Source organism: Ralstonia sp. AU12-08 (assembly GCF_000442475.1).
In the GTDB taxonomy this organism is placed as follows: Bacteria; Pseudomonadota; Gammaproteobacteria; order Burkholderiales; family Burkholderiaceae; genus Ralstonia; species Ralstonia insidiosa.
In genome coordinates, this window is sequence record NZ_ASZV01000052.1 from 1 (window position 1) to 15,600 (window position 15,600).

General features: G+C 59.4%; 15 protein-coding genes, 1 tRNA gene and 1 pseudogene. 7 read left to right on the plus strand and 10 right to left on the minus strand.

All coding sequences use genetic code 11. The features are described 5' to 3' along the window. The first annotated feature begins 618 nt into the window (after positions 1-618). From C404_RS56330 to C404_RS56340, 3 genes are read left to right on the plus strand one after another with little or no spacing between them, the layout of a single operon-like run. Entirely contained in the window at positions 619-849 is a 231-nt protein-coding gene (locus C404_RS56330) for a hypothetical protein (RefSeq protein WP_021197492.1), read from the plus strand. Further along, positions 846-1,085, plus strand: a complete 240-nt coding sequence (locus C404_RS56335) for a hypothetical protein (protein ID WP_021197493.1) — start codon at positions 846-848, stop codon at positions 1,083-1,085. Before C404_RS56330 ends, C404_RS56335 begins: the two co-directional genes overlap by 4 nt. Positions 1,086-1,144: 59 nt before the next feature. Further along, positions 1,145-1,867, plus strand: a complete 723-nt coding sequence (locus C404_RS56340; protein ID WP_037012755.1) for a 3'-5' exoribonuclease — start codon at positions 1,145-1,147, stop codon at positions 1,865-1,867. Between the two features lie 1,067 nt (positions 1,868-2,934). Here C404_RS56340 and C404_RS0130535 read toward each other — a convergent pair. Then, a complete protein-coding gene (locus C404_RS0130535) occupies positions 2,935-3,288 on the minus strand; it encodes a plasmid mobilization protein (RefSeq protein ID WP_021197497.1) in 354 nt (117 codons plus the stop codon). Positions 3,289-4,138: 850 nt separating this feature from the next. Between C404_RS0130535 and C404_RS56355 the strand changes: the two genes are divergently transcribed. Next, complete coding sequence (locus tag C404_RS56355; protein WP_021197498.1) at positions 4,139-4,870, plus strand: nucleotide-binding protein; 732 nt, start codon at positions 4,139-4,141, stop codon at positions 4,868-4,870. Here C404_RS56355 and C404_RS56360 read toward each other — a convergent pair. The 7 genes from C404_RS56360 to petA form a co-directional block, all read right to left on the minus strand. Beyond that, positions 4,858-5,901 carry a tyrosine-type recombinase/integrase gene (locus tag C404_RS56360; RefSeq protein WP_021197499.1) on the minus strand — a complete coding sequence of 348 codons (1,044 nt, stop codon included), beginning with the start codon at positions 5,899-5,901 and terminating at the stop codon, positions 4,858-4,860. The two genes, C404_RS56355 and C404_RS56360, sit on opposite strands and share 13 nt — an antisense overlap. 1,124 nt (positions 5,902-7,025) lie before the next feature. Continuing rightward, positions 7,026-7,101: transfer RNA gene (locus tag C404_RS56365), tRNA-Thr, on the minus strand. 29 nt (positions 7,102-7,130) lie between these two features. After that, a complete protein-coding gene (locus tag C404_RS56370) occupies positions 7,131-7,625 on the minus strand; it encodes a ClpXP protease specificity-enhancing factor (RefSeq protein ID WP_031330192.1) in 495 nt (164 codons plus the stop codon). Between the two features lie 60 nt (positions 7,626-7,685). Further along, the gene (locus C404_RS56375) at positions 7,686-8,297 is read right to left on the minus strand and encodes a glutathione S-transferase N-terminal domain-containing protein (protein ID WP_004634649.1); all 612 of its coding nucleotides are present in this window, start codon (positions 8,295-8,297) and stop codon (positions 7,686-7,688) included. Positions 8,298-8,446: 149 nt separating this feature from the next. Further along, positions 8,447-9,190, minus strand: a complete 744-nt coding sequence (locus C404_RS56380; RefSeq protein WP_021197502.1) for a cytochrome c1 — start codon at positions 9,188-9,190, stop codon at positions 8,447-8,449. 37 nt (positions 9,191-9,227) lie between these two features. Then, positions 9,228-10,631 (minus strand): cytochrome b, encoded by a 1,404-nt coding sequence (locus tag C404_RS56385; RefSeq protein ID WP_031330195.1) that lies wholly within the window; start codon positions 10,629-10,631, stop codon positions 9,228-9,230. After that, positions 10,631-11,239, minus strand: coding sequence for a ubiquinol-cytochrome c reductase iron-sulfur subunit (petA, locus tag C404_RS0130545; protein ID WP_031330196.1), 609 nt, complete (start codon positions 11,237-11,239; stop codon positions 10,631-10,633). The genes C404_RS56385 and petA overlap by 1 nt, the downstream gene beginning before the upstream one ends. Positions 11,240-11,375: 136 nt before the next feature. Between petA and C404_RS61050 the strand changes: the two are divergent. Beyond that, positions 11,376-11,504, plus strand: a pseudogene (locus C404_RS61050) (hypothetical protein); the annotation flags it as partial. After that, entirely contained in the window at positions 11,485-11,916 is a 432-nt protein-coding gene (mscL, locus tag C404_RS56390) for a large conductance mechanosensitive channel protein MscL (RefSeq protein ID WP_021197505.1), read from the plus strand. The pseudogene C404_RS61050 and the gene mscL, both read left to right, overlap by 20 nt. A gap of 15 nt (positions 11,917-11,931) precedes the next feature. On the opposite strand, the gene C404_RS56395 is transcribed toward mscL, so the two are convergent. Beyond that, positions 11,932-12,678: a Nif3-like dinuclear metal center hexameric protein gene (locus C404_RS56395; protein ID WP_021197506.1), complete on the minus strand. Its 747-nt coding sequence runs from the start codon at positions 12,676-12,678 to the stop codon at positions 11,932-11,934. Positions 12,679-12,697: 19 nt separating this feature from the next. On the opposite strand from C404_RS56395, the gene C404_RS56400 reads away from it, so the two are divergent. After that, positions 12,698-13,909 (plus strand): Do family serine endopeptidase, encoded by a 1,212-nt coding sequence (locus tag C404_RS56400; RefSeq protein ID WP_021197507.1) that lies wholly within the window; start codon positions 12,698-12,700, stop codon positions 13,907-13,909. Between the two features lie 467 nt (positions 13,910-14,376). On the opposite strand, the gene C404_RS56405 is transcribed toward C404_RS56400, so the two are convergent. Continuing rightward, positions 14,377-15,483 (minus strand): porin, encoded by a 1,107-nt coding sequence (locus C404_RS56405; RefSeq protein WP_021197508.1) that lies wholly within the window; start codon positions 15,481-15,483, stop codon positions 14,377-14,379. Between the last annotated feature and the right edge of the window lie 117 nt (positions 15,484-15,600).

Here is a 15,600-nt window from a genome sequence, read left to right on the forward strand (position 1 = left end):
CCGGGGCGATTCAAACTGGAAAATCAAGGCAAACCAAGGTCAATCCAACGCACCCTAGGTGAAATTTAGCTACCGTCGGGGTGTGATGCCCTGGCCGTCCGGTTCGACCAGCCGCCCAGCGGCAGACTCTCTCGCGAGAGCCACACACGCACGCAGGCGGCTCGAGTTCCATCTACGCCAAATGCTCTAAGCGTTAGGGAGCATCTGGCGTAGCCGAGGCAGCGGGACCTGGCCACCGGGCTGATGCGTTTGGTATCACCGTCGCCGCCTTGCATCGAGAGCTGGAGGCCGAAACCTGATTCCAGGAAGACCTCGCCGAAAAAGAGGCCTCCCGCGCGAGGGTGGCTGCCAGCGACCAGCCCCCACGCCGAGCTGGCCCATCGCGCCGCGAGGGTACGGAGTGACGGGGACTCAATGTCGAAGCCAATCCGTGAGCGCTTTCCCGAGCTATCGCTCGCCGAGCTTCACCAGCTCGCCGAGCAGAACCGCGACAACGAGACGGTGACGCGACTCCTGCCGGACGAGAGAAACTCACAGCTTCGTGAACTAGCACGCCTAATTCGCGTGCACAATTGGGCATAAAGCCCGTTCTCGGTCGCTCCCGGCTTGGAGAAAGCAATGGACACCCCCCGTGACGATGACACGGCTCGGTCGTTGTATGAACTGTTCGGGCCGCCTCTGCGCCGTGAGCGCAGGCTGCAGTGCTTGACGCTTTACGAGCCGTCGACCCGCATGTATCACCTATACCGGCTCGGCTCGGCCGGCCTGATGCAGATTCGCACCCTTGGGCCGGTCAACGTGCGCGACGCTAAGCACATCGAGCAGTCGCTTGGGGAGGACGAGGCATGACCCGCGATGAGCTGATTGCAGCGGTGCCGATCCGGAAGTCCAAGGGCCGTTTGTACGTGCGCATGGACGACGTGCCTGAGCCATGGCGACAGCAATTTGCTGAGGCGATGATAGGCAGCGCGTTCATCGCGGTCCAAGGCGAGACGTGCATCACCCCGCATGCACACGATTGGGATACCTGGGTCCGCGACCAGTGGTACAACCGCCCCGGACCAACAGGGCTCTCCGAACGGTGAAAAACTCGGTGAATATGCAAGATCTTCAAAGCTTGCTCATGCATCAAGAGGCGGTGCGGATGGTTCGCGCCGATCCCTCGCTAGAGGCTTGGGCACTGGAGATCCTGGAGCGTTGGGATACGGTGGCCTCCATCCGCTCCAAGCCGCTGCGCGATGAATGGAAGCGCATCATTGCCGAGCGCGATTGGAAGCTGGCCCTGGAAGAGTCCGACCGTGGCCAGCAACTGCGCCAAACCTCTCCCATGGCGATCCTGCTGCCCGAACAGGTCCGGCTCGACATCATCCAGTCCGCGCGTGGCATGCACGCCGCCAAAGGCCCGTGCAGCCCGTGGAAGACTCGCTATTTTGTCGATACCGAGTTCACAGACTTTATCGATTGCCAGCTCATCAGCGTGGCTATCGTGGGTGAAGACGGCCGCGAGTTCTACGGCGAGCGTACGGACTTCGAGCTGTCCGCGTGCAGCGAGTTCGTGCGGGCGGCTGTGCTGCCGCAGCTCGGCCAGTTTCCCGGCCGCTCGATGCCGGCCGCGCAGTTGCGCGCCGAGCTAATGGCGTGGCTGCTCGCCGTGCCGGCAAAGCCCAAGCGGGTGTTGTGCTTCGACTATCAAGGCGACTTCGATCTGGTGCTCGACCTGCTCGATGCCGAAATCCCCCCTGGCTGGAAGTGCGAGCACGTCGGTGGCCGGCTGGATATGGAACGGCTAGAAGCGTACTTCCGTGAGCACGGTGGCCGGCATCACGCACTGCACGATGCGCGCGCCAACGCCTTCGCTTTTCGCTGACGGCTGCACCAGGCTCTAAAGGAAAAGAGGCTCGCCGAGCTTTTGGCGCAGTAGCGCCGCTTCGATGGCAGCCTGCTCACGCCGAAAGGCCTCAAGGCGGGCCTCCTCTGTCACCAGTCGACGCAGCGCCTCAAGCTGCGGTAGAACCGCCCACCCACATCGCCACCGCCCCTCGTGGGTTAGCTCCACGAACTCCGGGTGCTGGTCGCAGCGCGCCTGCTTTTCTTGGTCTGCCATGTCATTACCCTCGGATACGTGAGCCGATTTGGGAGTCATTTCCCTAACGCCACCTTGCCCACTATTGTTTGCCAAACCGTCGCACTCTGCCGGGCCTGATCGAGCGATGGCAAGTTACACGCAGTCCTGTGGGCCCTTCTATGGGCTCATACGTGAGCCGATTTGGGAGTCATTTCCCTAACGCCATCTTGCCAACTATTGTTTGCCAAACCGTCCCGCTCTGCCGAGCCTGGTCAAGCGATGGCAAGTTACACGCAATCCTGTGGGCCCTCCACGGGCTCATACGTGAGCCAATTTGGGAGTCATTTCCCTAACGCCATCTCGCCAACTATTGTTTGCCAAACCGTCCCGCTCTGCCGGGCCTGATCAAGCGATGGCAAGTTACACGCAGTCCTGTGGGCCCTCCATGGGCTCATACGTGAGCCAATTTGGGAGTCACTTCCCCCGTCCTTGCCGCTTCCGGCGCTGGCCGCCTGCTCGCTCTGCTTGTTCGTGCTCGCCACGGCCCGCTGCCATGAAGTCGGCCCCAAATTGGGCGAACTTCTCCATCACTCCAGGACAGAGCGCAGGTCCAGCGGTTGAAGTTGGGGTGATGCGCAACCATTCGCCCAAGACCTGCTGCACACAGTGTTGGCACAAATCGAGGCTAATCGTACTGCCATCGCCAAACACCGAATCAAAGCCGCAGCTCTGGTCAAACGATAGGCGCTCCTGCCACTCACCAGGTTCGTCGGGAGTCAGGCGGCGCTTGCAACGATCGCAGGTACACGCGGCCACCTCTTGGACAGTCCGGCGTTTGTATTCGCGCATGGCAAACCTGGATTGGGAATTTATGGCTTCGCCTGTTGTGCCTGCCTAGCCTCGCTGACCCTAAGGATCGCCTGCCGAGCTTCCAGGATCACCGGCAGCAGGTCCGCCTCGGGCGGCGTGACACCGTGCTTGACCATTGCCGCGTGCAGTGCCCGCACCTCACGGGTGATCGCACTCAGTGCGAGCACTGCTTCAGTTTGGTGGTCCACATCCGCTTTGCGGCCCAGAGCCGCACGACGCGCGAACTCAGAGACGTCCATCTGCCGCACGGCAGCAGCTCTTTTTATCTTCGCCTCCTCGTCCATGGTCACTCGAATCACGATGCGCTTGGAGCGCTTCTCCACTTCGTCTTTGAGCGTGAACAGTTTGCCCATCTGCACCCTCCAGTTCATGACCTGCAGTCTAGTGGGTATTGGGGTCTCGGGGCAAAGCCCTGAGTAACTGCGACGGGCGCGAAGCGACCTAGCAATTAAGGATCAGTTGCGTGCCGTGAGGCACACAACTGGCATCCTGCCCTTCACCATTCCCCAATTCCGGCGAAAGCGCAGCAAAACCGGTTCACTCAGGTTGAATCTAGTTTATTCACGATGAAACCCCGCCGAATCTGGTTTTCTTGCGAGGCAGACACCGCGAAAGCGGATGAAATTTTGCGACCGCCAACTGCATTACCTTGGCCTGCAAAAGATTTCGTACAAATTGTTACATCTTTTTTGATGTCAAATTAATCAACGACTTACACAAGCCGAAGTCGACTTAACTGTTAATCATTAACAGTTAAGTCCGCTTTGCAAAAGATCGGGGACTTTACGCAGACCACGGAACGCAGTTGAATTCGGTTCATGGCAAGCGAACGAAAGTACCCACTAGACGAATTTTTTCGATCCACGGCCCCGGCAGGGAAAGGATCTAAGCTCATTGATTTTTGGCCAGAGATTGAATCTGCGCGCGCCAAGAAATACACGCTTTCCCAGATTTGCGAATGGCTCGCATGCAACGATATTTCGGTGACTATTCAAGGCCTATCAAAATTCATCCGAGCCCAGAAAGCCAGGCGACAAGCCGAATTGGAATTGCAATCCAAGCCACCGAGCAAACCAACCGCCAGCACTTCAATACCAAGCCTAAATAAACCACCTAGCAATCCATTGAAGCGAATCGAAGGCGCCAGGGGCGCAGACTCATTTAGCCCAATACCTAAACCCGTAGAAATTGAGAAAGACTGACATGAATAACGTGCACATGATCCTGCAAGGCAAAGGCGGCGTAGGAAAGTCACTTACCGCCGTGCTTGTTGCGCAATACCTCAAAAGCATAGGGGCAAATGTCCTTTGTGCTGACACCGACCCGGTGAACGCGACCTTTACGCAATACAAGAGCCTTGATGTTACTCACATCGACATTGCTAAGAATGGAACGGTACTGCAAACGGGATTTGACCCTTTGATGGAAGCGGTTCTCAGCAGCGAAGCAGATTTCGTTATCGACAATGGCGCGGCGACGTTTCTTCCACTGACCAAGTATCTCGCCAATAACGACATCTACAAGATCTTCGAAGATGCCGGAAAGAAGGTTTTTATTCACACAGTGATGACAGGTGGCCAAGCGAAGACGGACACCTACAACGGTTTTTGCGAGCTGGTTGGCAAGACTAGCGGTAATGCGAAGATCGTTGTCTGGGAAAACGAGTTCTGGGGTCCCGTCGAATACAACGGTCACACGATCGAATCAACTAAGCCGTATAGGGAGGCCGAACGCGCTGACAGGATTGCGGGGCGCGTGAGGATCGAGGACCACAGCCATGACGATGCGATGGTTACCGCGATTTCAGCCATGACATCGGCCCATTTGACCTTGGTTGATGTGAATGCTTCAGCACTGGCAATGTTTGAGGCGAAGCTAGCTCAGGCGGACAGGATTCGATTGGGTACCAACTTCAGGGACCTTCACCGCCTTTGAATCTTGTCCAGCTTCTCAACTAGGTCCTCCGCGCGGAGGTGGGTGTAGCGCTTCAGCATTTGCATCGACTTGTGCCCGCTGATCGAGGCAACCTCTTGATCGCTCAAGCCCGCCTCGACGAGCCGACTAACGGCTTCGTGCCGTAGATCGTGGAAATGCAGGTCGTCAAAGCCTAGGTCCCGCACGATGCTAGACCACAATTTCTGAAACACGTAGGGCTTGCGCATCCCGTCTCGCCCCGGCTCCCCGAAGAACACCAAGTCGGTGTCGGTCGGCCGTATAGGGTTGTCGAGCGCTGAACGCAGGATTTCGGCTGCCCCCCGCGTTAGCGGGACGACACGCCCCGAGCCGTTTTTTGTGTCCTTCAAGATGACAACTCGTCGATCCACATCGACCTGCGAGCGCCGCAGCCCCGTGATCTCAGACGACCGCATGCCTGTCTCAACAGCAAGCCGCACGATCCAGTTCAGCATCGGATTACTGTGAGCTGCAACGGCGTCAAACAACCGCTGCTGCTCCTCCGAGTTCAGACGCCGATCCCGACCAGCACCCGGGCTCGGTTTTCGGATATTGGCGACTGGGTTGAAGGTGAGGCCAATCCCCCACTCCTGGATCGCGATCCGAAACAAATGCCCGAGCATCGCCAGCTCGATGCGCACGGTATTGTTCGATTTGCCTGCAGCAAGTCGCTCATCGCGGTACTTGGCGACGAGCTCTGCGCTGACGGCCGCCATTGAGTACTTCCCGAAGAATGCGCCTAAATGCTGCGAGGTGAAGAGCTCGCTGCGCTGTGTAGTCGGCTTCTTGGTGACCGACACCTCTTCCATGTAGCGCTTCAGGGCAGCCGAGACCGTGAGCTTTTCGGAGGGCGCACGTGACAGGTAGACACCTCGCACCATCTCATCTTCGGTCCGACGCGCCCAATCCTCGGCATCGCGCTTCGTACGGAACGTCTTTGCGGTGGTCGGCCAGCCAATCTTGCGAATTACGGCCTTCCACGTACCGGAGGGAGTTTTGACGATCGTCGCCATATCAATCCTAGTTGCAGGCTTTGGCCAACGCCGACAACGGACGAGCCGATGACTCAGGCAAGTTGAAGGGAGCGTCGCCGAACGATCTAATTGCGGACCCTTTTTCGCTGAGCAATACGAACGTACTGCCAAAGCCTTGCAGCAAATAGAACGGCTCTCTAGGCGACCCTGGGACATCAGGATCTGTCAGAGCTACTGTCCGATATTGGGACAGCATCGTTCGACCTTCGCAGGCCCACGTTTGCAGAGTTGCCTTTGAGACGTTTGAAGAGACGTATTGGTAGGGTATGTGGCCCGTGACGGCCGCATACGTCTTGACGAAGGCTCGCGCACCGTCCCTTTTGGCGGGACTAAGCAACAGGATCTGCAACAGGAGGTAGATGCCGGCAGCGACGAGCGTGATCGACACCGTAAGCACTAGCGTGAGCGTGATAGGACGTAGCGGCTTGTTGGCTCCTTTCGAAGGTGCCCTCCGTGCCATACGATGCGAACCACGGTGGCCGAGAATTCGCCATCTAGAACGCTCAATGACAGCCGCGCGCTGTTCCGGTGGCACGCCTTTGCTCGCTAAGCGCGCGGCAGACGCGAAACGTCGTCGCAACCCCAACTGATCGAATCCGTCTTGCCACTGGCGGCGACGCTTAACGTTCGAAAGCCGACCAGCCCACCACTCTGGGACAACGACGTTTGCCCACAGATACAGGGTGGCGAGCACGACGACAAAAGCTGCCGTGCGCCAAACTCCATCGAGCTGCGCCCCCGCGAGAATCGTGTCGTACAAGTCCGACCGAAGCATCATGCCGGGCACGCCAGCCACCTCCGCCCAACCATCCAAATAAGATCGACCGACTGCGTAGCTAAGCCCTGCGGTTACGGTAACAACAAGGGCGGCCCCTTCGAATACATGTTCAGTGAGGTAGGCCCATACGCGTGAGCTTAGTTTCGGCGGGGGAAGCGATGCGCTTTTGGAGATGCTCGTCGTCACAAGTGGGTATCAGCTTGAATGTCCATAACGGCTGTGGCGAACGACTCATCCGCCACCCATTAGTGTACCGAAACTGTACTTTTTGACGCCGAGAAAGCACAAGGGGCTACACGAAAATCGTGTAACCCCTTGATTTTATTGGTGCCGGCTGCAGGACTCGAACCCGCCACCTGATGATTACAAATCAACTGCTCTACCAGATGAGCTAAGCCGGCAAAGAAACGCGATTCTAACCTAACACGCGTTACTTGACGACCTTCAGTGCAGGTTTGCCACCAATTCGTGGCACATTCGGCGGCGGCTCGTCTTCCGGGCCGCCATCCACCTCTGCGGCAACCGGTGCAGGCGCCGATTCGGAGTCCACTGCAGCCAACTTGGGCGGCGGATTGTTCTCGCGTTCGGTGGCGGCTTGCGTGGTCGGCGTACTGCGCTCAACCGGGAAGGCCATGCCCTGCCCATTCTCGCGCGCGTAGACGGCGAGCACGTTCTCGACCGGCACTTCGATCTTGCGCGACACGCCTGAGAAGCGCGCGCTAAACGTAATCCACTCGTTGCCCATGTCGAGCTGACTGGTCGCGTCAAAGCTCACGTTCAGCACGATCTCGTCATTCTTGACGAACTCGCGCGGCACGTTGGTACTGTTATCGACGAAGACAGCAATGTACGGCGTGAAGCCGTTGTCCGTGCACCATTCGTAAATGGCCCGGATCAGATAGGGCTTGGTGGAGGTTTCCGACATGATGAAATCAGTAACCGCGGGTGCGGCCATGCTGGTGCATGGCCCATAACCCGGCGGCAATCAGCGGCGCATGACCTTTTCCGACGGGGTCAGCGCTTCAATATACGCCGGACGGCTGAAGATACGCTCGGCGTATTTCATCAGCGGTGCGGCGTTCTTCGAGACTTCGATGCCGTAGTGATCCAGGCGCCACAACAGCGGCGCGATCGCCACGTCGAGCATCGAGAACTCTTCGCCCAGCATGTACTTGTTCTTCAGGAAGATCGGAGCGAGCTGCGTGAGGCGGTCACGGATGGCGGCACGCGCCTTCTCGTGATTCTTCTCGGCAGCCTTGCCCTTTTCGTTCTCCAGCACCGACACGTGCGTGAAGAGTTCCTTTTCAAAGTTGAACAGGAACAGGCGAGCACGGGCGCGCTGCACCGGGTCAGCCGGCATCAGTTGCGGGTGCGGGAAGCGCTCGTCGATGTACTCGTTGATGATGTTCGACTCGTACAGGATGAGGTCACGCTCGACCAGGATGGGTACCTGGCCGTACGGGTTCATCACCGCGATGTCTTCCGGCTTGTTGAAGAGATCGACGTCGCGAATCTCGAAATCCATGCCCTTTTCGAACAGGACGAGGCGGCAACGCTGCGAGAACGGGCAAGTGGTGCCCGAGTACAAGACCATCATGGTTGTAGTTCCTTGACGCATGGGCCGGGGGCGGCCCGATGACGGTACAACCGTGGCGGTAAACCTTACCGCCACGGCACAAAAAGCCAAAAGGCAAGGGCTAGGACCAGTTCTTCACCGGCCTAGCCCTTGCCCGGAAAACACGGATTTTACTTGATGTCCTTCCAATAGGCCGCATTCAGGCGCCAGGCCAGCACAAAGAACACGCCAATGAACAACAGAACCCACACGCCCAGGCGCTTGCGCAGGTTGCCGGCAGGCTCGGCCATCCAGTCCAGATACGTGACGAGATCGGCCGCTGCCTGGTCGTATTCGACCTTGCTCATCTTGCCCGGCACCGCCAATTCAAAGCCGACGAGCTTCTTCTCGACCTCGCCGTGTTCAGACTTCACCTCGGCGTATTTCGGCACCTGCTGGCCCTGCAGCTCCCACAGCACATGCGGCATGCCGACCTTGTCGAACACCAGGTTGTTCCAGCCGGTCGGACGCGTGTCGTCACGGTAGAACGTGCGTAGGTAGGTGTAGAGCCAATCGCTGCCGCGCGCGCGCGCGATCACCGACAGGTCCGGCGGCACGGCACCAAACCACTTCTTGGCGTCGTCGCGCGACATGGCGATATGCATCAGATCGCCAACCTTGTCCGACGTGAACAGCAGGTTCTTCTGGATCTGCTCTTCGGAGAGGCCGATATCGCGCAGGCGGTTGTAGCGCATCGCGCTTGCGCCGTGGCAGTTCAGGCAGTAGTTGACGAACAGCTTGGCGCCACGCTGCAGCGCTGACGTGTCACTGGATTGGTTGGGCGCCGAATCGAGCGGCACGCCGCCCTCATTGGCCATCACAGGCGCGGCAAACACGAGACCGGCCAAGGCGAAAATCGCAAGCAGCTTTTTCATTCTTGTGTCCTTCATGGGTCCTTGTGCGCGGGTTCTATCAGTGCGGCGTGAACGTGACGCGCTCAGGCACTGGCTTGAACGTCCCGATCCGGCTCCAGATCGGCATCGCGAGGAAGAACGCGAAGTACAGAATGGTGCCGATCTGCGAGATGATCGAACCGATCGGGCTCGGCGGCTGGATACCCAGGTAGCCCAGCACCGCAAAGGCGATCACAAAGAGGATCAGCAGCGTCTTGTGGAAGCCCGGACGATAGCGGATCGACTTGACCGGCGATTGATCCAGCCACGGCAGAAAGAAGAAGATCACCACCGAGCCGCCCATCACCACCACGCCCCAGAACTTGGCGTCGATGAAGGCAAAGCCCAGCGCCAGAATCACGGCCACCGCCACCGCCACGCCCTTGACCTTCATGCTCTTCGAGCGCACGAACAGCAGGCCCAGCATGATCGCCAGGAAGCCCCACAGGACCGGCAGGAAGTCCGACGTGGTCGCACGCAGCATCGAGTAGAACGGCGTGAAATACCACACCGGCGCAATGTGCGGCGGCGTCTTCAGCGAGTCTGCCGGGATGAAGTTGTTGGCTTCCAGGAAGTAGCCGCCCATTTCCGGCGCGAAGAACACGATCGCGCTGAAGATGAACAGGAACACCGCCACGCCCACGATGTCGTGCACCGAGTAGTACGGGTGGAACGGAATGCCGTCGAGCGGAATGCCGCGCTCGTCCTTCTTGGCCTTGATCTCGACACCGTCCGGGTTGTTCGAGCCCACTTCGTGCAGCGCGATGATGTGCGCCACCACCAAGCCCAGCAGCACCAGCGGCACGGCAATCACGTGGAACGAGAAGAAGCGGTTCAGCGTGGCGTCCGACACCACGTAGTCACCGCGAATCCACAGCGACAGGTCCGGGCCGATCAGCGGAATGGCGGAGAACAGGTTCACGATCACCTGCGCGCCCCAGTACGACATCTGGCCCCACGGCAGCAGATAGCCCATGAAGGCTTCGGCCATCAGGCACAGGAAGATCAGGCAGCCGAAGATCCACACCAGTTCGCGCGGCTTGCGGTACGAGCCGTACAGCATGCCGCGGAACATGTGCATGTAGACCACGACGAAGAACGCCGACGCGCCGGTCGAGTGCATGTAGCGCACCAGCCAGCCCCACGGCACCTCGCGCATGATGAACTCCACGCTCGCGTAGGCGACGGGGATGCCGGCGGCGTTGAGCGTGCCGTCCGGCTTGTAGTTCATCACCAGGAAGATGCCGGTAAGGATCTGGATCACCAGCACCAGCAGCGCCAGTGAGCCAAAGAAATACCAGAAGTTGAAATTCTTCGGCGCGTAGTACTCCGACAGATGCGCCTTCCACAGCTCGGATGCCGGGAAGCGTGCATCGATCCAGCCCAGCAGCCCGGTTGTCTCCACCTTCTTCTCGGCCATGATCAAGCCTCCCCTTTCTCGTCTTTACCGATCACCAGCTTCGTGTCCGACAGGAACATGAACGGCGGAACGTCCAGGTTCTGCGGGGCCGGCTTGTTCTTGAACACGCGGCCTGCCAAGTCGAACGTGGAGCCATGACAGGGGCAGACGAAGCCGGGGTCGCCGGCAAGCTGCACGTTGGCGCCTGCGGGAAACGGACCGGACGGAGAGCAACCCAGGTGAGAGCAGATGCCGACCACGACCAGCAGGTCTTTATGTTCGGCGCGGGAGCGGGTTTCGTTCTTGCAGTAGTCCGGCGTCTTCATGGTGAAGGGCACGTCGGACTTGGGGTCGGCGACTTCAGCGTCGGTTTTCTTGAGCGATTCCAGCATTTCGGGCGTGCGCTTGAGCAGCCAGACCGGCTTGCCGCGCCATTCCACCACCTTCATCTGGCCAGGCGCCAGGTCACTCACGTCCGCCTCTACGGGCGCGCCCGCTGCACGGGCTTTTTCAGATGGTGCGAATGTGCAAACGAAAGGGGCCGCTACTGCAACCCCTCCCACACCACCAGCGACGGACGTCGCAATCAACAGATTGCGGCGCCCTTTATCGACGTTTTGCTGGTCACTCATTCAAGACCCCAGGGTGAGAAATCAAGATAGGTTCGCGTCAACCAAAAATTATACCCGAGCGTACGAAGCCGACGATACCCGTCGCGGGGCACGCTGCTTGCGGATATAGTTGACCTACCGATCGCCCGCCAGCCCAGTGCCAGCGCGGTTTCGGAGTGTCTCCTATAAACTCGCTTTCAACAATTCAGGTCAACCGATCCACAGCTTGACCGTTTGTGTCGAATCAAACAATCCGGAGAAAACCGATGGCACTTGTGCAAGACTTCAAAAAATTCGCGATGCGCGGCAACGTCATCGACTTGGCAGTCGGTGTGATCATCGGTGCGGCGTTCGGCAAAATTGTCGACTCGCTGGTCAACGACCTGATCATGCCGCTGATCGGCCGCATCGTCGGCAAGCTCGATTTCTCGAATCTGTATATCCAGTTGGCCGACGCCCCTGCAGGCGTGCCGCAGACGCTGGCCGATCTGAAGAAGGCCGGCGTACCTGTCTTCGCCTACGGCAACTTCATCACTGTGGCGGTCAACTTCCTGATCCTGGCGTTTATCGTGTTTCTGATGGTGCGTGCCATCACGCGCATGACCGAGGCCAACAAGGCGCCCGAAGCCGCCCCAGCAACGCCGGAAGACACTGTGCTGCTGCGCGAGATCCGCGACAGCCTCAAGGCCAAGGGTTAATCAGCACGCACCGCCTCACACCGGATTCGGAATATCGATGAAGGTGTGACGCACGCCAAAGCGCTCGGCGAGGTGGTTGCCGAGCGCCTGAACGCCACCGCGCTCGGTGGCATGGTGGCCCGCTCCGATGTAGGCCACACCGGATTCGCGCGCCAGATGCGTGGTCTGCTCGGATGCCTCGCCGCTCAGATAGACGTCCACTCCCGCCGCGACCGCCGCTTCAAACCAGCCCTGCGCGCCGCCCGTGCACCAACCGACGTTACGCACCGGCCGGTCAGCTTCGCCGAGCACCAGCGGCACTCGGTTCAGCCGGGCCGCGACCAACTCGGCAAACACACCCAGCGTAGTCGCCTGGGGCAACGTGCCAATCCAACCCAGCTCATCGTCGCCAAAGCGACCCTTGGGCTCGATACCAAGCAATGCGCCCAGTTGTGCGTTGTTGCCGAACTCAGGATGCGCATCCAGCGGCAAGTGGTAGGCGAAGAGATTCAGGTTGTTCGCAAGAAGCTGCTTCAGACGCGCGTGCTTCTGACCTACGATGCGGGCGTCCTCGCCCTTCCAGAAATAGCCGTGATGCACGAGGATGGCATCGGCACGCGCATCGACAGCCGCCTCAATCAAAGCCAAACTGGCGGTGACCCCCGTCACAATATGGGTGACGTCTTCGCGACCCTGCACTTGCAGACCATTCGGGCAATAGTCCCGAAAACGGGCCGCTTGCAACAGGTCGTTCAAGTACAATTCAAGTTCTTTTCGATCCATTTCGACTCAATTTCGCCCTATGTTGCGCCGCTTTTGGCTGTTTTTTGCACAAGCCGTCACGGTCGTCCTGGCCGTCTGGTTTGTGATTGCCACCCTCAAGCCCGAGTGGCTCCAGCGGGGCAAGATGGCTGTGCAGTCCGGCTCGCCCATCGTCGCACTGAAAGAAGTCGCGCCGATCGGTCACGGTGGCACCTCCAGCAACTCCTACGCGGAAGCCGCCAAGGTGGCAATGCCGGCGGTGGTCAACATCTTCAGCAGCAAGAACGCTCCGAAGCGCAACAACAACCCACAGGCCAGCACAGACCCGTGGTTCCGCTTCTTCTTTGGCGACCGCGCCCCCGAGCAACGCCAGGAGCCGACAGCCAGCCTGGGCTCGGGCGTCATTGTCAGCTCGGAAGGCTACATTCTAACGAACCACCATGTGGTGGATGGCGCCGACGAAATCGAAGTGGCGCTCACCGATGGCCGCAAGGCTAACGCCAAGGTGGTTGGCTCCGACCCGGAGACCGACCTGGCGGTCCTCAAAATCAATCTGCCCGACCTGCCGGCCATCACGCTGGGCCGCCTGGAAAACGTGCGCGTTGGCGACGTGGTGCTCGCCATTGGCAATCCGTTCGGTGTGGGCCAGACGGTGACAATGGGCATCGTCTCGGCGCTGGGCCGCAGCCACCTAGGCATCAACACGTTCGAGAACTTCATCCAGACCGACGCGGCGATCAACCCTGGTAACTCAGGCGGCGCATTGGTGGATGCCGACGGCAACCTGCTCGGCATCAACACGGCCATCTATTCGCGCTCGGGAGGCTCGCTTGGGATTGGCTTCGCGATTCCTGTGTCGCTGGCCAAGCAGGTGATGGAGTCGATCATCTCGACCGGCAGCGTGGTGCGTGGCTGGATCGGCGTTGAACCACAAGACGTGACGCCGGAGATTGCGGAGTCGTTTGGCCTGTCTCGCAAGGACGGCGCGCTGATCGCTGCGGTAGTCCAAGGGGGACCGGCGGATCGAGCAGGCCTGCGCCCCGGCGACATCCTCACCAGCGTGAATGGCCAACCGATTGCCGACACGACCGCGCTGCTGAACAGCATTGCCCAGCTCAAGCCTGGCGCGGAAGCCAAGGTGGCCGTGTCGCGCAAGGGCAAGGCAGTCGAACTCACGATTGTCGTCGGCAAGCGCCCGGCGCCAACGCGACGCAACGTGCCGATGCCCTCTCAGGACGAAGAAGAGCAGTAAGTAGCGTACGTAGTGAAGACACACAAACGGCGGCCAATGTGCCGCCGTTTTTTATTGGTACCGACCATGGGGTGCCGAGCAGCCGGGAAAGTGGAAAGTCTTCACCCGGCATGACCAAGCCCCCCCCTCTCTGGAATGCCGGTCGAATCAAGGTACAGGCATCTACCCTCTTCACCCAAGGCGTCACGCGATCGCACGTGCGCCGCGGCAACTCAAGCGCAGGTCCAGACCCAGTCAAGTCACACCCACACTGGCAAGACAACGCTTTGCGCTCACCATCCAATCCACATGGTTTCGCGAGTGAGCCCGCGTTGCGGCTGTTGAAAACAAAGCAACCAACACGCTCACCTCCACCCCACTCTCAACCATTCATCGCATACAAATCACTCGCACAAAGAAAAACGCCGACCCCTTTCGGGATCGGCGTTTAACCGTTTAATTCGATGCGCCCTTACGAGCGCGTCAAATTAGAACTTGTGACGCAGGCCGACGGTAGCGCCGAACTGGTTGTTGCTGTTGTTCGGGCCCGAGAACACTTGGCTGCCGTTCGTCAGCGTCGTACCAGCGTAGCTAGCGTCGTTCAGGCCGATCACGCCCAGACCCGAACCGCCGCTGTTCTTAGCATAGGCCAGGTTGAAGTAAGCGTCGGTGCGCTTCGACAGAGCGTAGTCGGTGCCGACCACGAACAGCCACGGGTTGCCCGTGCCGCTGTTCTTGAACTGTTGGTAGTAAGCCGTACCCGTCAGCGTCAGAGCCGGCGTAGCTTGGTAGCCCAGGCCTGCCCAGTACAGGTTCGAACGCAGGTTGCCATTGCCAGCAACGGTTGCGTAGTTAGCCTTGTACCAACGGTAGCCAGCGTACAGCTTGGCCGGACCGAAGGCGTACGTGCCAGCGATCGTGGCGCGTTGTTCCTTGTTGTCGCTGCCAACAACCGTCGAGTTGGTCGAGTCATACACTGCGCCGATGCCCAGCGGGCCGCCAGCGTAGTTAGCACCCAGGCTCCACTCACGGCCGGTCTTGCTGCTGCCAGCAACTTCGTTGCCGTTGTTGTTGAACGAGTACAGAGCCGAGACGTTCAGGCCACCGAACGTGCCGATGTACTTGACGGCGTTGTCAGCACGACCCGAGAAGAAGGCGTCTTGCGAAGCCAGCGAGTAACGCGTGGCGATTGCCATCGGGTCATAGATCAGCGAGAAGTCGTACAGCAGGTTTTGCTGACGACCCAGGGTCAGTTGACCCCACTGGCCTTGCAGACCAACGTAAGCGTTACGACCGAACAGACGGCCACCTTGACCCGACGTGCCGGTGTCAATGTTGAAGCCGCTTTCCAGGTTGAAGATACCCTTCAGGCCACCGCCCAGGTCTTCAACGCCACGCAGGCCCCAACGCGAGCCCGACAGGCCGCCCGAATCCAGGCCAATACGCGAGCCGCTCGAACCAGCGGTTGCGCCCGGCACCTTGTTTGCGTAGGTCAGACCAGCGTCGACCACACCGTACAGGGTCACGGAGGATTGTGCATAGGCGCCACCGGCGGCCAGAGCTGCAACAGCAGCTGCAAACAGTTTCATCTTCATATCGACACTTTCCTTGTCAACTGATTGGGAAATCTTGACTGTCCTTATGGACGACGTAGATACCTCACGTCTGACCGCATTATGGGCCAGCGTTGACAGATTCCGGAAACCCTTTCT